Genomic DNA, 20,792 nt, shown 5'->3' on the forward strand with positions numbered 1-20,792 from the left:
GCCGGCCTCGGCCGACACCTCTTCACGCTACCTCGCTCCACCAGAACACGTCCTAGAACGGTCCATCTCGGCAAACTCGAGGCCACTCGCGGCTCGCCCGACTCCCTGGGGCCGGATCGGGCGGCAAGGCAGCGCGCGGGCTTCGACCGGCAGCCCGATGCGGATGCCGGTGCGTCCGGGCCGCTGCCACCCCGGCCGCAGCTGTGAACGTGCCGCGCGAGGTTGTCAGGCCTGCTCGTACTGCGCGCAAGTGTCGGGCTGTTCCGCTCGCGACATCGGAAAGATGCCCAGTTGCCGTGCGAGTTCGGTGACCAATGACGCGCCGTGCCCGGCCGCGGCGGCGCCGAAGACGAATCGGTCGGGGCGCAGCACGAGGACGCCGCCGGGGCGCAGTCCGGCCTTGCCGAACCAGCTGGTCAGAGTGCCGGTGTGGTCTTCGATGTCGGTGACGTCGTCGCGGCCGTCGCCCGGTTTGCCCTGCGGGCGTCCACCGAGCGGATACACGGTGACGAAGGCGGCGTCGAGACCACGCAGGAATGTTAATTCCTCCGGCCCGAGGGCCCGGCGCGGATCGGTGCCGTAGCCCAGGACCGCGAATCCGATGCCCAGCGCCTCGTCCAAGCGCCGGTGACGTCCGTTGTAGTCGCGGATGTCCGGTTGCGGGGCAAGGGTTCCCTCGATACCACGCAGCACGCGCCGGGGCAGACCGAGATAGGCGCCGCGACGGAAGCGCGGCCGCGGTTTCATTTTCGCGCCGCGGATCCAGCCGCCGAGCCCCGGCACCCGCAGCGCGGTGGTGAGCCCGATGTCCCTGGCCGCCGCGAGCAGCCTGTTGTCGAGCGAGACGATCTGCTTGTTCAACACCGACAGATCGATCATCGCCTTCGCGTGCGGCCTCCGCTCGGACTCGTAGCTGTCCAGGATGTCCAGCGCCGCACCGTGTTCGATGATCGCGGTCAGCTTCCAGGACAGGTTGTCCGCATCGCGCACTCCGGAATTCATGCCTTGGCCGATGAACTGCGGGGTCATGTGCGCGGCGTCGCCCGCGACGAGGATCCGTCCGTCGCGCCAGCGATCGGCGACAACCGCGTTGAAGGTGTAGACGAGTTTGCGCAGTACCTCCACTTCGTCCGGGTCGATGAAGCGTGCGATGTAGCGGCGTACGGTCTCCGGGTCCTCCATCTCCGCTTTGGTCTGGGATTCCGACAGCATGAACTCGAACCGGTGATGCCGGTCCGGCTGCGGGCAGGACACGATCGGCAGTTCCGGGTCGCACACGAAGTTGAAATACGGCAGATGCCGGAACGCATCGACACCCTCACGGGCTCTCAGATCGACGACCAGCCACCGTTCCGGAAAACTGGTGCCGGACATCTCGATACCGAGCTTGGTGCGCACCACGCTCCGCCCGCCGTCGCAGCCGACCAGGAACTTCGCCCGCACCCGTTCGGCCGTGCGCGGATCGGTGTCCGCCGGGCGCTTGCCGTAGCCCGTACCCCGGCATTCGGCGTGCTCGACGTGCACCCCGTCGGCATCCTGGTCGAAGTCGACCGCCTCGCGACCGCGCCGCACCGTGACGTGCGGATAGCGGTCGAGTGCCCGTTCGAGCGTGTTCTCCAGATACGGCTGGTACAGGAAGTTGACCACGGGCCAGCCCAGCGGCCGGTCGGTCTGATGGAACTGCGCCAGCACCGAGCCGTCCCCGCGCACCCACTGCACGGTCGAATCGACGTTCATGTCCGCCGCCAATTCGTCCGCGGCCCCGGCGGTCTGGAAGACCCGCATGCCTTCGTCATCGGTATACACCGCGCGGGCCATCCCGTAGTACTCCGGCTCCCGTTCCAGCACCAGCACTCGCACCCCTCGCCGTCCCAGCAGGTTGGCCAGGGTCAAACCGGTCGGGCCGAGGCCGACCACCACCACATCGACATCGAACTCGCTCATCGCGACAGTCCTCCCGTCAGTTCGGCGACAGTGGGTTCCGGAGTCCTGAGGGTCCGCAGGGCTTGCCGGAACTGGGCGAACTTGTCCAGCACCGTCTCCCCCACCGTGGTGTGGCCCCAGATGCTGATGCCCTGATAGGTGCTCGGTTCCCAGGTCGATTCCAGTTCCGGGCCGATCACCACCGGATTCCAGCCGACCTCCAGCTCGAAACCGGACGGCGTCACGCAATAGAACGACAGTTCGCGATCGTTGGTGTGCTGGCCGACCGACCACGCCATCCGGAAACCCAGGTCGGTGACCCGGCCGAACGCGGCCAGCATGTCCTCCAGGCTCGCGGACTGGATATTGATGTGCTGCACCCGGGTCCGCAGCGGATCGATCTTCATCCCGCGCAGGTTCGCGATCGCGATCGAATGGTGACGCTCGTTCACTCGCAAGAACCGGATCTTCATCGTCAAGCCGGAGATGTTCTCGTCGATGTAGTCCGTCAACCGCGCGTCGAACACCGTGTCGTAGTAGCCGCGCATCGACTCCGGCTCACGGGAGACGATCGCCACGTGGCCCATCCCCGCCTCCCCGGTGACCCAGCCGGAACTGAGCATCCGCAAGGGTTCCGGACTGGTCACCGGCGTTGTGAAGATTTCGGTGGCGATGCCCTTGGGGCCGGGGAAGCGCCACAGGCGCTGCACGCCGCGCGCGGCCGCCTGCTCGGCGGTGCATTCCTCGATCGGCACGCCGCGGTCGCTGACCCGGGCAAGGATGCGGTCGAAGGTCTCGTGGTCGTCCACCTGCCAGCCCAGCGCGGTGACGTCCTCTGCCGTGCCGTGCCGGATGAGGAAGCGGCAGGCGTGGTCGTCCAGACGGAAGCGCAACACGTCGGTGTCCAGTTCGTCGACGTGCATCCCGATGGCCAATCCGCCGAACCGACGCCAGTCGGCCAGTCGCCGCGAATGCACGACGACATAGCCCAGATGCACCGCGCCGAACACCGACCCACCGGTTGCCCGGCCCGTGCGCTCGCTCATCACGCCGCTCCCAGGAACGCGACGGCCAGCGCGTTGAACAGCTCCGCGCGCTCCCACTGCACCCAGTGGCCGGTCTCCGCCGCCAGGTAAAGATCGCAGTTGGGCATCCGCTCGGCGAGCATGCGCCCACCGCCGGGCCGGTTCACCTTGTCCTCGGCGCCCCAGATCACCAGCGTCGGATTGCGCACGCCCGACAACCGGGCGTCGCGGGTGAAGTCCATCCGCCACAGCGTTCGCAATGCCGACGGTCCCGAGGGACGCCGCAAGGGCGGATCGGCGAGCACGTCGGGATCGAGACTGGCCCGATAACGGTCGTCGATGATCTCCTCGGTGACACCGCTGGCATCGTGAACCAGATACTCGCGGATGAACTCGGCCAGCTTGGCCCGGCTCGGGCCGTCACCGCCGTAATAGGACAGCAGTGACTGCAAGCCTTTGGTCGGCAACGCGCGCGTGGTGCCCACCCCACCGGGGCCCATGAGGATCAGCTTCCGCACCTTCTCGGGTCGGTCCATGGCCAACCGCAACGCCGCCGCTCCCCCATAGGAGTTGCCGATCAGGTGTGCGGAGTCGATATCGAGGGCGTCGAGCAACCCACCGACCGCCGCGGCCAAGTCGCCGAACGGATCGGACTGGTCGATCCGCTTGGTCGAGCGCCCGTAGCCGGGCATGTCCGGAACGATCACCCGGAAACGCCGGGCCAGCGCCTCGATGTTGCGGGAGTAGTTCGACCTGCCGCTGGCTCCAGGTCCGCCCCCGTGCAAGAGCACCACGGCGGCACCCGCGCCTGCTTCGCTGTAGAAGATGTCTCGATTGCCGACCCGGATCATCCGCCCGGTCTCGGCGGCACTGCCGATTGTCATCACTACCTCCCAGATCGTCGATCTGATGTAATCATCAGTTATGTAGAAATAGTCTGTCAAGCAAAAATGATGAAATCATCAGAATTGCTTGCGCAACGCCCCTGGAGTGCGCCAGAGTGAGGGTCCGGACCTCTTCGAGCCCGGTGGGCCCGGAGAAAGGACTGCTGGAACCCCATGAATCGCATCGACGTGCATCAGCACGTGATCCCGCCGGACTATGCCCAAGCGCTGCGGGCGCACGGTGTGACCGCCCCGGGCGGGCGTGCACTGCCCGAGTGGAGTCCCGAGGCGGCGCGTGCGTCGATGACGCGGGCCGGGATCGCTTCGGCGGTGCTGTCGGTGTCGACGCCCGGCACCACCTTCCTGGCCGACCCGGCACAGGCGGCCGCACTCGCCCGCTCGGTCAACGACTACACCGCCGCGCTGGCACAGGCCGAACCCGGCCGGTTCGGGTTCTTCGCCACCCTCGCCATGCCCGACGTCGCCGCGGCCGCCGACGAGGCTCGACGCGCCCTCGACGACCTGCGCGCCGACGGCGTCGTGCTGCTCGGCAACGCGGCGGGGACCTATCTCGGCGAGGACGGGCAGGACGACCTCTTCCGGGTGCTGGACCGGCGATCGGCCGTCGCGTTCGTCCACCCGGCGGACCTGCCCGCGCCCGCCGTGCCGGGCGTCGCGCCATTCGCCGCGGATTTCCTGCTCGACACCACCCGCGCGGCATACCTGCTCGTACGCAATGGCATTCGGCGGCGGTATCCCAACATCCGCTTCGTCCTCGCCCACGCAGGCGGGTTCGTCCCCTACGCCGCACACCGCATGGCACTGGCCATCTTCAACGACACCGGGCGCAGCCCGCTGGACATCCTGGACGACTTCGCCGGGTTCTATTTCGATACCGCGTTGTCGGCGAGCGCGGCGGCACTGCCGTCCCTGCTCGCGTTCGCCGAACCCGGGCACGTGCTCTACGGCAGCGACTGGCCCTTCGCGCCCGAACCCGCGGTCCACTATTTCAACGCCGGGCTCGACACTTTTCCCGGATGTGACGACAGCACGCGACGAAACATTCAGCGCGACAATGCCATCGCGCTCTTCCCCCGCTTCGGCGCGACCGCACCGGCGCCGGAGCCACCGCTGCTCGCCAGGGCACGGACGAGCCTTCGGCGCAAACTCTTTCGCAGCGTGGCGCGGGCGATCGCCCGGCGCTGAACCCGGCTTCGGCGCCGGCCGTCGCACCGATCCTTCGGTGTCGGATCATAGGCGCGTGCCGCTCCGGGCGTCGGGTGTCAACCGCGAAGTCGTTCGAACTCCGTCGCACAGTGAGCGGAGAAGACCGTCACCGCGTCGCCGTTGTCGTGGACGAGTTCCCGTAGCCGCTGCTGATTCTTGATGCGGGACTGTCGCCGAGTGTCCACGTACCACTGGAAGATTCGCGCGCCCAACGGCATCGACGGCTTCGCACGCATCTGCCCGTGATAGGTATATGCGTCACCGGCGTGCAACAGCCAGCCGTTTCCGGTGTCGACAGCGACGCCGACATGACCGCGCGTGTGTCCGGCCAGCGGAACCATGAGGATTTCCGGCGGCAGCCCCCGCAGTTCACGCACCGCCTGGAACCCGAACCAGCGCTCCGCGTCGCTGTCGGTTTCGTCGTACACCGACCACTCGGGTCCGTGCTCGAATTGCACCGGCCGATACCGCAACTTCTCGCGCCTGCCGAAGGGGCCCGCGACGGCATCGAGTTCCGCCCGGTGCACATGCACGGTGGCCTGCGGGAAATCGGCGAGGCCACCGGCGTGATCGAGATCGAGGTGCGTGACGATGACGTCGCGGACGTCGTCGCGGGAAAAGTCCAGCGCCTCGATCTGCCGTGCGATCGGCTGGTCGAGAACCGGATTCGATTGCCGGATGAGTTGACGCCCCACCCAGACATCCGGCCGCGACAGCGCCTGCTCGCCGTAACCTGTGTCGACCAGGACCAATCCAGCGGAGTGCTCGATCAACAAACAGTGGCAAGCTCCGGCGGCCGTACGCCGAAACCCCGGCCGGCCGTCGAACAAACGGCCTCCGAAGGGACGAGTTCCCCCTGCATCCAGATGATGGACACGCACCAGTCCGCTCCTATCCGCGCCGTCCGGCCAGCCACGCTACACGCTGACGCTTCCGGACGCGATAGATACCGGCGGAGCTCGTGATACCAAGTGCGCGAACGCATTCGACCCGGGAGACCATGCGGCGGGAGCACGAGAGCACTCCCGCCGCGGACCTCGTCAGGCGATCTTCAAGGTGCCTCCGTCGATGACGTAGTCCGCACCGACGATATTCGCGGCTTTCGGTGACGCGAGGAAGGCGACGAGAGCGGCGACCTCCTCCGGCTCGCTGATCCGGCCGGAGGCGATGCCGAACTGCTCGGGCACGGCCGCGAGCAGTTCCTCCTGCGAAAGCCCCTGCGCGGCAGCGAACTTGGCGCCGACGCCGTCGGGTCCACGCCACAGCGGCGTGCCGACCACGCCGGGAGAGACGGTGTTGACCCGCACTCCGCGCGGCCCGAACTCCTCGCTGAGCCGCTTGGTGAGCGCGGTCAACGCGGCCTTGGCCTCGCTGTAACCGACCGGGCCCGCGGCGGGCAGATGCTTGTTGATCGATGAGATGGTGACGATCGAGCCGCGCCGTTCCAGCAGGCTGGGCAGGGCCGCACGGGTGACCCAGATCGCGCTGAACAGATTCAGGTCGAACAGCTCGCGCCACTGCGCGTCCTCGACCTCGAGGAATCCGCCCAACTCCAAGCGCGCGGCGTTCACCGCGCCGACGTTGTTGATCACGATATCGACGCCGCCCAGTTCTTCGAGGGCGGCATCGATCAACCGAGTCGCCCCCTCGGAAGTGGAGAGGTCGACGGGAACGGCCGCGACACTGGCCTTTTCGAGCTCGGGGGTGATGGTGCGCGCGGCGCCGACCACCCGGACACCTTCGGCGGTCAATGCCTCCGCCACCGCGAGGCCGATGCCGCGACTGGCGCCGGTGACGACGGCGGTCTTGCCGGACAGTTCGAGATCCATGAGGGAACCTTTCTTTCTTGAATTACAGGTCAATAATGTGGGCAGCAAGCGGGCCGACGGTCGGGCATCGGAATTCAAAGGCTGGTCAGAGCGGTATCGATGACGCGATGCAACGTGGGCGCATCGTAGGTCTTGGCCATCACTCGCAGGCCGACGATGGTGTTCATCAAGAATTCGGCCGCCGCCCGAGGGTCGGCCTCGGCGCGCACGTCACCGTCGCGCCGCCCCTGATCGATGCGAGCCTCCAACGCTCCGATCACGCGGTCCTGCATGGCGCGGACCGCGCGGGTGATCTCCGGGTCGTGTCCGCCCAGTTCCATGGCGGTGTTCACCGCCAAGCAGCCGCGCCGAACCGGCTGGGCCAGGTCGGAATCCACCAGACCGCACAGGAACGTGGCCAGACAGTCGCGAGTGGAACCCGGGCGGGACAGGATCTCGGCGGCCAGCTCGGCACCGAGCCGGTCGTAGCGATTCAAAGCCTGGTCGAACAACGCGCGTTTGCTACCGAAAGCGTGGTAGAGACTCCCCTTGCCGACCCCGGTGGCCTCGGCCAGCTGCGCGGGCGAGGTGTTGGCGTACCCATGGGTCCAGAACGCCTCCATGGCCCGCTCCACCACCGTGTCCGGATCGAAGTTGCGCGGCCTGCCCATGATCCGAACCGTAATAGTTTTCGACCGGCAGGTCAAGAAAGCGTGTGATTCGGCGCCTCTCCGGCGCGCATGCCGGGCCATCGGCCATGAGATCGGGGCGATCCTAAAGCTTCCGATCGATTCGTCGCGGCTCGATACTTCCGGCATGCATGCGACGACCACCGGCGGCCGGATCAGGCCGGACGGCGGTGCGGGACTGGCGCCGAGTTGAGTCACTCACCGCAATCCTCGGTCACCCGCCCACCGGTCATCCGCGATCGGGCTGCCGCTCTCTGGTGCTGCCTGGGGGCGGGCTTCGCGACGCTGCTCGACTCGGCCGCGGTCGCTTTCACGGCGCCGGACGTGCGGTCGACGCTCGGTCTGGCGAACTCGGACGTGCAGTGGTATCTGGCGTCGTACTCGCTGACCTTCGGCCTCGGGCTCGCCCCCGCCGGGCGGCTCGGCGACGCGTACGGCCGCCGCAACCTGTTCGTCGCCGGACTCGGGCTGTTCCTCGTGGGCGCCGTCCTCTCCGCGTTCGCCCCCGGCGCGTGGCCGCTGATCGCGGGCCGGTTGGTGCAGGGTTTCGGCGCGGGGGTGATCAGCGCGCAGGTACTCGGCGTCATCCAGGACGTCTTCACCGGAGCCGCCCGCCTGCGCGCTCTCGCGGCGTACACCACCGCGGGCGCGCTGGCCGCGATCGCCGGGCCGGTCCTCGCCGGAACGGCACTCTGGATGCTGCCGCCGGATCTGGGCTGGCGCGCCGTACTGGTGCTGCCCGTGCCGTTCACGCTCGCGACGGTCGCGCTCGGCCTCCGCGGGCTCCCTCGCGACGTCCGTGGGCGCCGCTCGACCGATCTGGACCTTCCAGGGATCGCGGCGCTCGGGCTGCTCGTCGTCATCGTCACGATCCCCGTCATCGATCCGGGTCTCCCCGCGCCAGCGGTCGCCGCCATCGTCGTCGCGAGCGGCCTTCTCGTCATCGGACTGGCCCTCTGGGAGCGTGCATACGCCCGCCGCGGCCGTCTGCCGCTGTTCGCGCCGCCCTTGATGCGCTCCCGGGGCTACGTCACGGGAAATGTGGTGGCGCTGCTGTGGTTCGGATCGATGCTCGCGTTCACCACGGTGAAGACGGTGTACTTCCTCCAGGTCCACAAGATCCCCGCGCTGGTGGTCGCGCTGGCACTGATTCCCTCCGCGCTGGCCCGGATCTTCGCGGCGCGTTGGGGGCAACGGCTTTTCGCGGTCCACGGGTCCGTGGTCGTCGCCTACGGGCTCGTCGTCCAAACCGCCTGCATGGCGGCGACCGCCGCCACGACACTGTTCCTGGACGGGTGGACTCTGTTCCTCGTGCTGGCCGCGATCCAAGTCGCCTGCGGTCTCACCAGCGGTGTGGTGGAGCCGCCGCTGCGGGCGGTGACGTTGGCGTTCTCACCCTCGTCGTTGCACGGGGTGGCCGCGTCCTTCCTGCAGTTGACGCAGCGACTGTCGGCCACGTTCTGCATCGCCCTCACCACCGGCGTACTACTGGCATTCGGTGGAGCCGCGTCGTCGGCGTCACTGGGCTGGGCGGTGCTGCTGTGCTTCGCGGCCTCGGCCCTGGCGACAGTGGCGGCGTTCGCACCCGACTTCCGCACCGGCGCGAATACGCAGCAGACGTCGATGGTTTCGACACACGCGCGATGACCCGCCCGAGCCTCCACGCGGGTCGATGCGTCGGAATCGCGGTGAGCGCAACCCGTGTCGGGTGATCGTGCGCCTCGCTAACGTTCTCTCGTCGGACGCTGTTGTGGAGGAGTGCGCGGTGACCACTGATTCGATTGTCGACGTCGATACCTCGCTACACCCGCTCGACGACCCGGTGCGGGCGTCGCTGCGTGGCGAACACCGCCGGTTCGCCGGCTGGGTGGGCCGGATCGGCCGCTACGACCCGGAGGTCGCCAGGTTCGTCGGCCACCCGCCGGTGCTGGACGAACGAGACTGGGCCGACCTGGCCACACTTCTCGGGCCGGGTGGCAGCACCGCGTTGCGCGGCTACGGCCACGTGCCGCCCGAGGGCTGGACGGTCCTGAACCAAATGGACTCGGTGCAGATGGACGGCACCGCCCTGCGCGTCGCCCACGACCCGGAACTGGAACCGCTGACCGCGGCGGACGTGCCCGAGATCCTCGAGCTGATCGCTCGCACCCAACCCGGCCCATTCGCTCCGCGCACCATCGAGATGGGCACGTATCTGGGGCTGCGGGTCGACGGCACGCTGGTGGCGATGGCCGGAGAGCGCATGCACCCGCCGGGCTGGACCGAGATCAGCGCCGTGTGCACCGACGGCGGATTCCGTGGCCGCGGCTTCGCCACGCGCCTGGTCCGCGCGGTCGGCGCGGGCATCCGCGCGCGGGGTGAGACACCGTTTCTGCACGCTTCCGCCGGCAATACGTCGGCGATCCATTTGTACGAGACGCTGGGATTCACGCTGCGCAAACGTTCGAAATTGACTGTCGTGCAGGCCCCTGCGCAGTCGTCGCCCACGAGTGTCATGGTTTGACGCACCACGTCGGGGGGTGATCAGTTCACGCTTTGTTAGAGATGCGTTTACAAATATTCATGCCCGGGCAGAACCTCGCGGATGCGAATGTCTCGCGGGGCATGACTGTCTCGAATTGCTCGCGCTGCGAAGGGCGACAGACCTGGGTATGCTCCCCTCGTTAGTCGAATTACGCTGCGGTCGAACACTTTTGGCAGACCGGTCGGTATGACGGCCGGGTTCGGCCGTGGCGCCGAATGCCGGCGGCGTAAGCAGGGGAGCTCAGAAGTGTCGAGGTGGCACCGGGTACACGGATCGCCAGGATTCACGATCCGGTCGGCAGGCCTGCGACTATTTTCACCCACTGCGTGTCGTCGGTCTCTCGCACACGCTTTCCTTCGGTAGCCGACCCGGCTATTCCGCGCAGGGCCGGATTCGCGTACGCCAGAGAAGTCGTGCGGATTCCGCTCTCGATCGTGCATTTCCTTTCCAGGAGCCTGTCTTGACTGATCCCTCGTCTCTTGCGCTGCCCTTCGATCGCCACGGTGCGCGCGGGTGAAGCTGTATTCGAACGAGTTCGCGGCCGACCCGCACGCCGCATACCGGCGGATGCGCAGCGATCACGGCCCGCTCGTCCCGGTCGAAGTAGCGCCGGAGGTGCCCGCGACATTGATCATCGATTACCGCACGGCATTGGACGTGCTCACCGACGCCGTGCATTTCTCGGCCGATCCCAGCGAATGGGAACAGAACGTGCCGGAAGGATGTCCGCTGCCGTGGGCGATGCGCTGGCGGCCGGACGCGTCGCGGACGGCGGGAGAGGAGCATGCTCGCTACCGGAACGCCGTCACCGGCAGCCTCGATCGCATCGACCTGCACACGCTGCGCGACACCGTGGAACGCACCGCGCTGTCGCTGATCAACGGTTTCTGCGCGGCCGGTTCGGCGGATCTGCTCAGCCAGTACGCGATCCCGCTCACCGTCAGGGTGCTGGAAGAGGTATTGGGATTCCCGCCGGAGGTCCGGCAGAACGCCTACACGGCGATGATGAGCCTGCGCGACGCCGCCGACGAGGCCTCGGCGGAGGCGAGCCATCGAACGCTCGCCGCGGCGATGCTCGAGGTGATCTCGGCCAAACGCGCGGCGCCCGCGGCGGATGTGGCGTCCTGGCTGGTACAGCATCCGGCTCGGTTGAGCGAAACCGAACTCGTGCAGCAGATGGCCTCGTTGTACACCACGGGCGCAGAACCGACGTGGAACCTCATCGCGGTCACCGTGCTGTTGCTGATGACCGATGAACGATTCGGCGGCGAACTGCTCGGCGGAGCGCTGTCCACCCGGGACGCCATCGACGAGGTGCTGTTCACCGATCCTCCCACTGCGAATTCCTGCGTGCGATACCCGAACCAGCCGCAGATCGTCGGGAATGTGTGGCTGCCCCAGCACCAACCGGTGTTGATCGGTTTGGCGGCGTGCAACAACGATCCCGCGGCGGTGGCAGGCGAGCGCCAGGGCAACCGGTCACACCTGGCCTGGGGCGCCGGGCCACACACCTGTCCCGCCCAGTCGGTCGCCATGGTCATCGTCCAGGAAGCGCTCGACCAACTGCTGGACGCCCTTCCAGAGATCCGGCTGTCGGTGCCCGCCGACCAGCTGGAGTGGCTGCCGAGCTCCTTCCACCGCGCACCGGCGGCCGTTCCGGTGACCTTTCCGGCGTCTCCACCCCTGGCGTTCGGTTGACAGCGACGGGGCGGGTCGCGGTGCGAGGCAACGCACCTCGACTATCCACCGAGCGTCTAAAACAATTAGCCATTTGTAAAATAATGACCTAATCTGGGTATGTGGCGACACACCGCACACCTGATCCCGCTCACCGCGTCCGCGACGCCGAACGCACCAAACGCTGCCTGCTGGAGGCCGCTTTGGAGGAGTTCGCCGCCAAGGGCTACGCCGGTGCACGGGTGGGTGACATCGCCCAGCGGGCCGGTGTCAACAAGCAGTTGATCACCTACTACTTCGGCGGCAAGGAAGGTCTCTACCGGGCGCTCCAGCAGAACTGGCTGGAGCGCGAGGCCGCCTTCAGCGATCCGGCGCTGCCGTTGGCGGAGGTGGTCACGAACTATCTCCGCGACGGTCTGCGCGACCCCCGCGGCATCCGCTTGCTCATGTGGCGGGGATTGTCCGATGCCGCGCCTTCCGGTACGCACCCGATCTCCGAGACCGACATCGCCGAGACCACGCGCCGGCAAGAGCGCGGCGAGGTCGCCGCCGACCTCGACCCGGCCGCGTTCCAGCTCGCGGTGATGGGGATGGTCATCGCCCCACTGCTGCTGCCGGTCCAGGTTCGCGAACTGTTCGGCGTGGAGGCCCAGACCGCCGAATTCGAGCAGCGCTACGGCGAACAGTTGCGCCGCATTCTCGCCCATCTCACCGATTCCCGCTCCGAAGGAGATATTTCATGACCTACCTCGTCACCGGCGTTCGCGGTCTCGTCGGCCGGACCGTCGTCGACCAGCTGCGCGCGGCCGGAAAACCGGTGCGCGCGGCCAGCTCTCGCCCCGCCGAGACCACCGTGCCGGACGATATCGAACTCGTCGGACTCGACCTGACCGACCCGGAATCGGTCACCGCCGCGCTCGCGGGTGTGGACAAGGTCTTCTGCTACGCCGCCGCGGAAGGCATCGGCAACTTCATCGACGCCGCCGAGGCCGCCGGTGTCGCCCACGTCGTGCTGCTGTCGTCCATCGCGGCCGAGAACGACCAGAATCCCATCGGCGCAAGGCATCTCGCGGTCGAGAACCCGCTGCGCGCATCCGGCCTGCCGCTGACCGTCCTGCGGCCGGGAGCCTTCGCCGCCAACGCCCGCACTTGGTTTCCCACCATCCAGGCCGAGCGCGTCGTCCGCGTCCCCTTCCCCGACCTGCACCTGACCCCCATCCACGAGGCCGATATCGCCGACGCGGCCATCGCGGCGCTCGACGACCCCTCCCACGCGGGCAAGACCTACCCGCTCACCGGCCCCGAATCCCTGTCACACCACCAGCAGGTCGCCGCCATCGCCGCCGCCCTGGGCGAGCCGGTCCGACTGATCGAACTGACCTATGAGGAAGCAGCCGACGTCTACTACCGCCCCGTCCTCGACATGTGGGCGAAGGCCGGCTCGGAACCGAGCCCGGTCGGCCCCACTTCCGAGTCGGTCACCGGCATACCCGCCCGCACCTTCGCCCAATGGGCCGTAGACCATGTGGACGACTACCGCTGACCGCCCACCCCTCCCCCACCGGCGATCCACCCCGGCCAGCCCAACACTTCAACCCCCTCTGACCAGCCGATTAGCACCCCTCCAGCCTCGTGCGGTAATCTCTTCGAGCGCCCGCACAGCGGACGCAACGGGCTGTGGCGCAGTTTGGTAGCGCACTTGACTGGGGGTCAAGTGGTCGCAGGTTCAAATCCTGTCAGCCCGACAGACGAGAAAGCCCCTCTGACCAGCGTCGGAGGGGCCTTTCTCATTTTCCGACTACCCGCAGAGCGGGACCAGAACGGGACCGCAGATGCTCGGAGAGCTTGTCACCAGCCCCGGTGATCTCCCGCCGATCCGGGTGGAGGTACCGCTCCGTCGTCCGGCTATCGGCATGTCCGGCGATCTTCTGGAGCACGTGCAGGCTCACCCCCGCATCGGCCATCCAGGTCAGTCCGGTGTGCCGTAGATCGTGCCGACGTAGATGCTCGTAACCGAGCTTGGTCACGACCTCATCCCAGTGCGTGGCATCGCGAAGCACGCCGGTCGCGATCCGTCCTCCGCGCGGGCCGCGGAACAACCGGGCATCGGGCTTGTCGGTGCCGACGCTCGCGATGCGCTGGGCTACCAGTTGCCGAACTTCTTCGATCAGCGGAACGTACCGCGCACGGTTGCCCTTGGTGCCCTTGTCCTCCATGCCGCCCGGTCCGGGTGTGGTCTGCCGCCGCACTCGCCAAGTCCAGGTTTCGGTGTCGATGTCGCCCACGCGGCAGCCGGACACCTCGCCGATACGGGACGCGGTGCACGCGGCGAAGATCACCACATCGGCCCAGCCCCGGTAGTGATCTGCCGAACGATTCACCAGGGCATCGGCCAGCGTCACAAGCGCCGACCAGTTGGGCAGCGCCAGCGACCGCGGATCATCGAGTTCGTCCTCGATCTGCTGATAGAGCTTCTGCCAGCCGCGCACCCGCGCCGGGTTCGTCTCCCGAATCTCGTCCCGTACAGCCTGTTCCATCACCCGCACCAGCACCGCGAGACTGTTCTTCACCGTCGACTTACCAGCACCGTCGTTGATCCAGCCAACCACCGCGCGATCCACCGCACCATTGGTCAGCATGGCCACCGGGAGATGCCCCAGCGTCGGAACCACGCGCTTGCGCCAGCCAGCCATGTAGGGGTCGGTGGTCTTCTTCTCCAGACCCCGCAACGCCAACTCCATGTTTGCCTCGCCGTAGTCCGCCAAGCGCATCGTCGCCGTCTTCGGGTCGATCCCCTGGGCCGCCTTCCGCTCCAGACGGGCAATCCACGCCTCTGCCTCCTCCCGAGTCTCGAACGGCTCCGAGACGGAGGGGCGCTTCTTTGTCACCGGATCAGTCCAGCGGACCCGCGCTTTGAACGGACGCCGACCGTAGTCCGACCGCTCTTCGATGTCGGACGAAAGTCGCACTCCAACAGGTATATTCGCCTGCTCAGCCATTACGCCGCCGCCTGGGATGGATCAGTACGCCGACCCTGCAACCACACCTCGATGTCTTCCGCCGCGTACTTCACCACCCGCGGAGAGACCCGCACGAACGCAGGGCCGCACGGAGGATTTGCGGTACGCCACCGCCGAAGACTCGACGGATCAATGCCGAGCAGCAATGCCAGCTCCGCCGTCGAATACCATTTGCCGTCAACCAGCCGTGTATCCATCACCCCTCCTCATGCAGCCTGTTGGATTTCCGAAGGTTGTTGTGCCCCAGGTGGACTGGCCGCGAGTAGCGCTCTTTCGTACTCGGCGCGCCAGGTGATGCGCTGAGACACCGCCGCCATGATCAGGTGATCGCGGGGCGGGACGTTCTTGTCGCCCGGTTCCACGGGCGTGACGATCAGGTGCGAACGATCCGGTTTGACGATCCCGATCGCAGCGAGGGTTTGCCGAACGAACTCGGCGCGATCGGCCTTGTGGTCGGGGAGGGTCTTGTTCGACCAGCGACGCGACACCAGCACCCGCCGACCGGGCAGGCCCAACGTGTCGCGGCGGTGGGCTTTGCCCTTGCAGCGGCCCGGCTGGGTCTTGACGGTGGCACCTTTGGGGACGATGCCGTAGCGCAGCCACACCGCACAGCGCGGCGAACACGGGGTGTGCTGGAGTTCGGCGTGGAGCCGGTCGTAGTGTTCGGCGGCGCGGCGGGACTTCGGTTCGATGATTTCGGCGATGCTCTTGGTGAGGTATTTGGTCAGGTATCGCACCTTCTGGTCGGCTTCGGGAGTGCCGCCCAGCACGCCGACCGGCTTGACCTGGACTCCGAAGCGGACCACATGGGCGGGCTCCAGTTCGTCCACCGAGTCCATCGTGTCCAGCGCCTTATCCCACCCGGTCAACGGCTGCCCGGTATCGGGATCGATGAAAGTGCCGGCCTTTGCATCCCACACCGGCATCCGGGAACCGGTGTAGACCTCACGGTCATGATGGGGCCACCACACCTGGTGATACGTCGCCGCGGTGACTGCCCGGAACACTGCGTGCGGGATCGATCCCCGGATCGCGATGTGCAGGTGTGGGGCACCGCGTTTCTGGGGTTCGACGGTGGCGAAGTACTGCACGTCCCAGCCGACCGCGCGGCGCAAGTTCTGTATCCACCGGTCGAACAACGCGGAGAAGTGCACGATGTCCCGCGCGGCACGGGTGTAGTCGTAGGTGTCCGGGTCGCGGGGTGAGCCGTCACCGCAGACGCGGCCCTTGGAGTCGATCGCGCCGTCGGAGTGCACCGACCCGTAGGAAGGCAGGGTGAGGGTCACGAACGTCGACGGCCGGTAGCGGCCCGCGTACTCGCGCCCGATGGTGGTCTTGGTGACCTTCATTCGGGGCAGGTCGGGTACATCTTGGCGGCGGCTGGTGGAGCGCTTGCGCCGATCCTTGCGCGATGCGTCCAGCTCCGGCAGACGGCCGCGGAACCCTGACTCGCGCAATTCTTTGTCGATGTCGGCTACGTCTTCGGCGGCGTCGTTCATTCGCTGCTGGTCGCCGTCTTCTTTCGCGGCCTGGTAGGCAGCGAACAGGTCCGAGCGTGTCTCGATCAGCTTCTTCTGCTGCTGGGTGGGCGTGCGCTTGTCGGCGACCGGTTCGGCGTCCATGTGCCAGCCCTCATGGCACTGCGTCATCCGCAGATACCGAGCCTTCTCCGCGCAGGCCGGGCAGACCGATTCGATGGTGGACTTGCACGGTGCGCCGATGTACTCCACCCGCAGCGCTTTCGGGTCTTCGGCGCGCATCGGAACCGGGCGACGGCAGACGTGCTGCTCATCGGCTACCGCGTGAGCGACATCCCGGAAATCCGGCAGGCTACGGCGCTGTGCCGCGGTCTGCCGGATCGGGACCACCGAGTCAGTGTCAGTGGTGGTGGGTTCCATCTACGCCGCCTTCGGCCTGATCCAGTGATCCACCCGAGGCAGGATCACCGTTTCCGCAAGCGAGTCCGAGCGGCGGAACGCCAACTCAACGGTGCCAGGGCCGATGATGGTGGCCCGGCAGTCCAACACGCCGAAGGCGTGCGCCAACTGCGTGACCCGATTCTCGAAGTCCGCCGGGCAGTGCCCATCGAGCATCCGCACCCGCACCCGATCCGTCGCCGGACCGATCTCCACCCCGAGCAGGCGGGGGATAAATGTGCGGTCGCCGCGGTCGATGCTCAGGTGGCAGGCCCGCATCAGCTTGACCCACCGCCGCCGGTAGCGGTGCCAGGTCAGGAACCGGACACGCGCGCGGCGGGTGACCCAGCGGTCGAACGCCTCGGGGCGGGCGCGCTGCCACCACAGCAGGCCCGCGACGGACACCCCGGCAGCCGCGAGCCCCACCGGCCACCCCCACAGCGCCCAGGCGGTGACGACGAGGGCGAGGGGGAGGGAAATCATCGGGAACAGCAGCAGCCACCACAGGCCGACCAGGGTTGCCGCCGCCAGGTTGAGCAGGCCGAGTGCGAACAGGTCGAACGCGTCCATGCGGGTGTCCTTGCGGATTTGAACGGTTTTGGTGGTCATCGGTCCGCCTTTCCGGTGGAGGGGTCGAACAGGCTCATCTGGTCGGGGCACTCCCAGCGCGGCAGGTCCCTGGCCTGGCTGCGGGTGCGACGCCGCCGCTTGGACTTGGTGACCTGTTCGGCCGCGGCCACCACGATCGGATTCGTTTGCCGTCCAGCGCCTTTGGAGGTGTCGTTGGTCATGCCGCCCACCCCGAATCCTCGCCGTTGTCGTCGTCGTAGTCGCTGACGTCCCAGCCCGGCAGCTCGCCGGTTTCGACCAGCAGAGCCACCGCGACCGCCAGCGAATTGCGTCCGGCGCGTTCGAGCTGGCAGCGCCGCCGCGCCCGCACGTGAACCACCGCGTCCGCCTCGAAGGTGTCGACCGAGTTCCTCATGCCGCCACCGGCCCTTCCGTGTCGGTGCCCTCACCCAGGTCATCGGGATCGAACCCGGAGTAGTCCTCAGCGGGGCCGGTGATCTGCGGTGCCGGGGAGTAGGCATCCACGATCGCGTCGATGTCGTCGTCGGAGACGAAGTACGCCCGTACCCGTACGAACTCGCTGGTGCCGTCTTCGCCGACGTAGCCGACACCCGGTGTGAGGTCGGAGATTTCGTCGCAGCGTGCGCCGCGGTCGCGTGCGCCTTGGCCGTGAACCATGGCGCTCTGGGTGGGTTCGTCCAGCCGCAGGCCGATGCGGACGGGGAACAGTTGCCGGTTGGGCATCGTCTCCTTGGACGGGTCCTGCAACGCCGCGATCACCGACACCGCCGCCGCACGCCCCTGCGACAACAACAGCCCCGTCAGACGCCGGAACTCCTGCTGTTCATCGCGGGTGGCGTACGACGACAGCGACGCCGCTTCATCGATGATGATCAGAATCAGCGGCTCATCGGTGCTGGGCACGATCTTGCGCAGGCCCGCCGCCCGCATCCTGGCGAGCCGTTCGCGCATCAGCTCGACGGCTTCGGCGAGCATGGCAAGGATGGTGGTGTTGTCGGTGGCGAAGCGGACGAACAACCGGTTTTCGCCCTTGCCGAACTCCGCGCCGCCCTTCGGGTCGGCCAGGTACAGGTCCACCAATCCGGCTTTGATGGCGGGGCCGAGTGCGGCGATGATCGACCACAGCACCGAGCCTTTACCCGAACCCGTGGCACCGGCGAGCAGGATGTGTCCGTAGAGCACCCGTACCCGCCAGGTGTCGAAGTCTTCGGTTACGCCGACCGGGACCGCTTCCAGGTCCACCCCCGCGGCGGAGACCGAGCCCGGCAGGGTGGCGGTGTCGGCCAAGGTGTCGAACACACGCAGCTCGAGACGGACCACCCCCGGGTGCGGGAAAACCACCCGCACCTCTGGTACACCGAGGACCTGGCACAGTGCGTCGCGGGTTTCGTCCTTGGACCAGTCGTTGCGGGTCTGCCCCGACAGCATCAACAGATCCACTTGAAGCCCGTAGTCGGTGTACACCCAGTCCTCCAGCACCGGGAAACCGGTCTCGACCGACCCGAGCTTCAGCGCCAGGAACATGCGCGGACGCTGCTCGGGATCAGCGATCACCAACACCGCCGTCCGCAGCTCCACCGGAGCAGCCGCGACAGCCTCACGGACACCACCAGCCGGTTGCATCTCCCCGCCGCACGCCGCGATCGACCGCAGCCACCACCACGCTGACGCCCCCGTGCACATCCCGCTGGCGAGCATGACCGTTCCCGCGATGCTCATCAGAACCCCTGACCTTCCCGGCCGCGCTCCAGCTCGCAGAACAGGCGGCACCCCTCCGGAGCCGGGGACGACACCGGAGCCTTATCGACCTCAGGCCGACCGAGAGCGGCGTCCTCGCAGAACATCACGCACCCGACCGGGGCCGGAGCCGGACCCGCAGTCGTGGAGGCGACGACCGAGGACGACGCAGCCGGGACCAGCGGGGCCGCAGTATCAGGTGTCTGATCGACCAGCACACCGACACCGGCCAGCACGCTCACCAGCGCCGAAACACCCGTCGCCACAGCAGGAACGGTTACAGAGAAACTCATTTCAACCCCCAACAGGGACAGCGATCGGCAGCATGGTCTGGACCGGTCGCGAAGAACGAACAGGAAGTTGCACCGGTGCGTCAGGCACCGGGCGAAGCTCAGCCACCCGCACCGGCTCAGGCACCGGCAACGGGACAGGCGCGGGCTCAGGGACAGACACCGGCACCGGCTCAGGCTCGGGTTCGGCCGTTGCCTGCTCTGTGGCAGGCTCGACCACGGGAGCTGGAGCCGGTTCGGGTGCCGAATCTCGTTGTGCCGCACGGATCAGCAGCGCCAACCCGTGTGTGTCGGCCAGCAGGGAAATCGGGGCGATCGCAGCCACCAGCGCCGAGGCCCACCACGGCAGTTCTCGACCGGCCGCGACCGCGTGCAGCGAGTTGCCCGCCACCGACACCACCGAGCCGATCACCAGGACGGTGACGAAGAACCGGCGTTCCGGAGCGTTGGCCAGGACCAGCACTCCGAACGTCGCGAGCAGGATCGTGCCGTCCACGATCAGCGGGAACAGCCACGCATCCCGCGCCGGAATGTGCGCCAGAACCGCGAGATCCTTCAGCGTCGCGAACGACAACCGGAACGCCGCCGCTCCGACCGCGATGATGATGACCACGGCGGACCAGCGCGCAAGACGCATCCCCGCCGACTGATCCGCCGTATTCATCGTCAGGCCGCCTTGTCCGACGATGCCGCCGCAGCCTCGACCGCATCGTGCTCGGCCAACACCACGGGCAACTGAGCCAGCAGCGACCGCGCATCCGCGATGCTCAGGCTCAAATACGCATGCGCGTCGACCAATTCGATGAACACCGTCGCCGGGATCACACCGCCGTCGTAGGTCGATTCGCGCTCGGGGTGATACTCGGCGGTGATCCCGTCATGGCCGGAAACGGTGGTGTGGAAGAACGACATGATCACGCCGCCTTCGCAGCCGACTTGGCACCGGAGTTGTCGCCCTTGATCCCGGTCGCGCGGATCGTCCAGCCGATCGACTTGAACTCACCCTGACCCGCGATCTTCGGCTTGACCTGCAAACCCTCCAACTCCACCGGCCGCATACCTCGAGCGATCTCCGGAGCCGCCGGGACCGGCTGCACGTCCGCGACGAACACCACGTCGAAGCTCGCCTGCTTCGCGTTCGCCGCCGCCGGGTCGGTGACCGTGCCCTTCCACAGCCGCTTCCCGGTGCCGTTGCCCTCCGCGTCCAGGTCCAGCCGCTGACGCTTGGGCGCGTTGCGGTCGGTGCTGAACTCCGTCACCGGCGTGATCTCCCCCAGCAGGAACAGACCCATTGGGAACGCGTCCTCGAACGCCGGGGTGAACCAAACATCCTTCAATGCCATTGCCGTAACTCCTTGTGTCAGTGGCGATTCCGCCTTAAACGAGGTCCGTGTAACCTCCGACACATCTAGAATCCCGCGACACACAGGGACGAAATAACCCGATATTTGGGACACTTTGGGACACTTTACGGTAGCATT

At 67.4% G+C, this 20,792-nt stretch carries 23 protein-coding genes and 1 tRNA gene; 7 read left to right on the plus strand and 17 right to left on the minus strand.

The window, feature by feature from the left end:
• Positions 1-225 precede the first annotated feature (225 nt).
• From ACIA5H_RS28195 to ACIA5H_RS28205, 3 genes are read right to left on the minus strand one after another with little or no spacing between them, the layout of a single operon-like run.
• A complete protein-coding gene (locus tag ACIA5H_RS28195; RefSeq protein WP_397078446.1) occupies positions 226-1,944 on the minus strand; it encodes a bifunctional 3-(3-hydroxy-phenyl)propionate/3-hydroxycinnamic acid hydroxylase in 1,719 nt (572 codons plus the stop codon).
• On the minus strand, positions 1,941-2,969 hold the full coding sequence (locus ACIA5H_RS28200; protein WP_397078448.1) for a VOC family protein: 1,029 nt from the start codon (positions 2,967-2,969) through the stop codon (positions 1,941-1,943). Before ACIA5H_RS28200 ends, ACIA5H_RS28195 begins: the two co-directional genes overlap by 4 nt.
• Entirely contained in the window at positions 2,969-3,832 is an 864-nt protein-coding gene (locus ACIA5H_RS28205) for an alpha/beta hydrolase (RefSeq protein ID WP_397078450.1), read from the minus strand. Before ACIA5H_RS28205 ends, ACIA5H_RS28200 begins: the two co-directional genes overlap by 1 nt.
• Positions 3,833-4,006: 174 nt before the next feature.
• Between ACIA5H_RS28205 and ACIA5H_RS28210 the strand changes: the two genes are divergently transcribed.
• Complete coding sequence (locus ACIA5H_RS28210) at positions 4,007-5,038, plus strand: amidohydrolase family protein (RefSeq protein ID WP_379252662.1); 1,032 nt, start codon at positions 4,007-4,009, stop codon at positions 5,036-5,038.
• A 77-nt stretch (positions 5,039-5,115) separates the two neighbouring features.
• On the opposite strand, the gene ACIA5H_RS28215 is transcribed toward ACIA5H_RS28210, so the two are convergent.
• The 3 genes from ACIA5H_RS28215 to ACIA5H_RS28225 all read right to left on the minus strand — a co-directional run bounded on the left by ACIA5H_RS28215 (position 5,116) and on the right by ACIA5H_RS28225 (position 7,538).
• On the minus strand, positions 5,116-5,940 hold the full coding sequence (locus ACIA5H_RS28215; RefSeq protein WP_397078452.1) for an MBL fold metallo-hydrolase: 825 nt from the start codon (positions 5,938-5,940) through the stop codon (positions 5,116-5,118).
• Positions 5,941-6,099: 159 nt separating this feature from the next.
• Positions 6,100-6,888 carry an oxidoreductase gene (locus ACIA5H_RS28220; RefSeq protein WP_379252660.1) on the minus strand — a complete coding sequence of 263 codons (789 nt, stop codon included), beginning with the start codon at positions 6,886-6,888 and terminating at the stop codon, positions 6,100-6,102.
• A 74-nt stretch (positions 6,889-6,962) separates the two neighbouring features.
• Positions 6,963-7,538, minus strand: a complete 576-nt coding sequence (locus ACIA5H_RS28225; RefSeq protein ID WP_379252659.1) for a TetR/AcrR family transcriptional regulator — start codon at positions 7,536-7,538, stop codon at positions 6,963-6,965.
• A gap of 207 nt (positions 7,539-7,745) precedes the next feature.
• On the opposite strand from ACIA5H_RS28225, the gene ACIA5H_RS28230 reads away from it, so the two are divergent.
• The 6 genes from ACIA5H_RS28230 to ACIA5H_RS28255 all read left to right on the plus strand — a co-directional run bounded on the left by ACIA5H_RS28230 (position 7,746) and on the right by ACIA5H_RS28255 (position 13,502).
• Positions 7,746-9,203, plus strand: a complete 1,458-nt coding sequence (locus ACIA5H_RS28230) for an MFS transporter (protein WP_397078455.1) — start codon at positions 7,746-7,748, stop codon at positions 9,201-9,203.
• Between the two features lie 118 nt (positions 9,204-9,321).
• Positions 9,322-10,059, plus strand: coding sequence for a GNAT family N-acetyltransferase (locus ACIA5H_RS28235; RefSeq protein ID WP_379252657.1), 738 nt, complete (start codon positions 9,322-9,324; stop codon positions 10,057-10,059).
• A gap of 534 nt (positions 10,060-10,593) precedes the next feature.
• Positions 10,594-11,778, plus strand: a complete 1,185-nt coding sequence (locus ACIA5H_RS28240) for a cytochrome P450 (protein WP_397078457.1) — start codon at positions 10,594-10,596, stop codon at positions 11,776-11,778.
• Positions 11,779-11,879: 101 nt separating this feature from the next.
• Complete coding sequence (locus ACIA5H_RS28245; protein ID WP_397078459.1) at positions 11,880-12,500, plus strand: TetR/AcrR family transcriptional regulator; 621 nt, start codon at positions 11,880-11,882, stop codon at positions 12,498-12,500.
• The gene (locus tag ACIA5H_RS28250; protein ID WP_397078461.1) at positions 12,497-13,300 is read left to right on the plus strand and encodes an SDR family oxidoreductase; all 804 of its coding nucleotides are present in this window, start codon (positions 12,497-12,499) and stop codon (positions 13,298-13,300) included. The genes ACIA5H_RS28245 and ACIA5H_RS28250 overlap by 4 nt, the downstream gene beginning before the upstream one ends.
• A gap of 128 nt (positions 13,301-13,428) precedes the next feature.
• Positions 13,429-13,502: transfer RNA gene (locus tag ACIA5H_RS28255), tRNA-Pro, on the plus strand.
• Between the two features lie 42 nt (positions 13,503-13,544).
• Here the strand turns inward: ACIA5H_RS28255 and ACIA5H_RS28260 are convergent.
• From ACIA5H_RS28260 to ACIA5H_RS28310, 11 genes are all read right to left on the minus strand, one after another.
• Positions 13,545-14,645 carry a tyrosine-type recombinase/integrase gene (locus ACIA5H_RS28260; protein ID WP_397078463.1) on the minus strand — a complete coding sequence of 367 codons (1,101 nt, stop codon included), beginning with the start codon at positions 14,643-14,645 and terminating at the stop codon, positions 13,545-13,547.
• Positions 14,646-14,755: 110 nt separating this feature from the next.
• Positions 14,756-14,974, minus strand: a complete 219-nt coding sequence (locus tag ACIA5H_RS28265; RefSeq protein ID WP_280240656.1) for a helix-turn-helix domain-containing protein — start codon at positions 14,972-14,974, stop codon at positions 14,756-14,758.
• 9 nt (positions 14,975-14,983) lie between these two features.
• Positions 14,984-16,675, minus strand: coding sequence for a replication initiator (locus tag ACIA5H_RS28270; protein WP_397078465.1), 1,692 nt, complete (start codon positions 16,673-16,675; stop codon positions 14,984-14,986).
• Positions 16,676-17,302, minus strand: a complete 627-nt coding sequence (locus tag ACIA5H_RS28275) for a hypothetical protein (RefSeq protein WP_397078467.1) — start codon at positions 17,300-17,302, stop codon at positions 16,676-16,678.
• Positions 17,299-17,484: a hypothetical protein gene (locus ACIA5H_RS28280; protein ID WP_397078469.1), complete on the minus strand. Its 186-nt coding sequence runs from the start codon at positions 17,482-17,484 to the stop codon at positions 17,299-17,301. The genes ACIA5H_RS28275 and ACIA5H_RS28280 overlap by 4 nt, the downstream gene beginning before the upstream one ends.
• On the minus strand, positions 17,481-17,678 hold the full coding sequence (locus tag ACIA5H_RS28285; protein WP_397078471.1) for a hypothetical protein: 198 nt from the start codon (positions 17,676-17,678) through the stop codon (positions 17,481-17,483). The genes ACIA5H_RS28280 and ACIA5H_RS28285 overlap by 4 nt, the downstream gene beginning before the upstream one ends.
• A complete protein-coding gene (locus ACIA5H_RS28290) occupies positions 17,675-19,003 on the minus strand; it encodes an FtsK/SpoIIIE domain-containing protein (RefSeq protein ID WP_397078473.1) in 1,329 nt (442 codons plus the stop codon). Before ACIA5H_RS28290 ends, ACIA5H_RS28285 begins: the two co-directional genes overlap by 4 nt.
• The gene (locus tag ACIA5H_RS28295) at positions 19,003-19,314 is read right to left on the minus strand and encodes a hypothetical protein (protein WP_397078475.1); all 312 of its coding nucleotides are present in this window, start codon (positions 19,312-19,314) and stop codon (positions 19,003-19,005) included. The genes ACIA5H_RS28290 and ACIA5H_RS28295 overlap by 1 nt, the downstream gene beginning before the upstream one ends.
• A 1-nt stretch (position 19,315) precedes the next feature.
• Positions 19,316-19,975, minus strand: coding sequence for a DUF2637 domain-containing protein (locus ACIA5H_RS28300; RefSeq protein WP_397078477.1), 660 nt, complete (start codon positions 19,973-19,975; stop codon positions 19,316-19,318).
• A 2-nt stretch (positions 19,976-19,977) separates the two neighbouring features.
• Positions 19,978-20,223, minus strand: a complete 246-nt coding sequence (locus ACIA5H_RS28305; protein WP_397078479.1) for a hypothetical protein — start codon at positions 20,221-20,223, stop codon at positions 19,978-19,980.
• 2 nt (positions 20,224-20,225) lie between these two features.
• Positions 20,226-20,654 carry a hypothetical protein gene (locus ACIA5H_RS28310; RefSeq protein ID WP_397078481.1) on the minus strand — a complete coding sequence of 143 codons (429 nt, stop codon included), beginning with the start codon at positions 20,652-20,654 and terminating at the stop codon, positions 20,226-20,228.
• Positions 20,655-20,792 lie beyond the last annotated feature (138 nt).

It is taken from the genome of Nocardia sp. NPDC051900, assembly GCF_044452545.1.
Taxonomy (GTDB): Bacteria; Actinomycetota; Actinomycetes; order Mycobacteriales; family Mycobacteriaceae; genus Nocardia; species Nocardia sichangensis.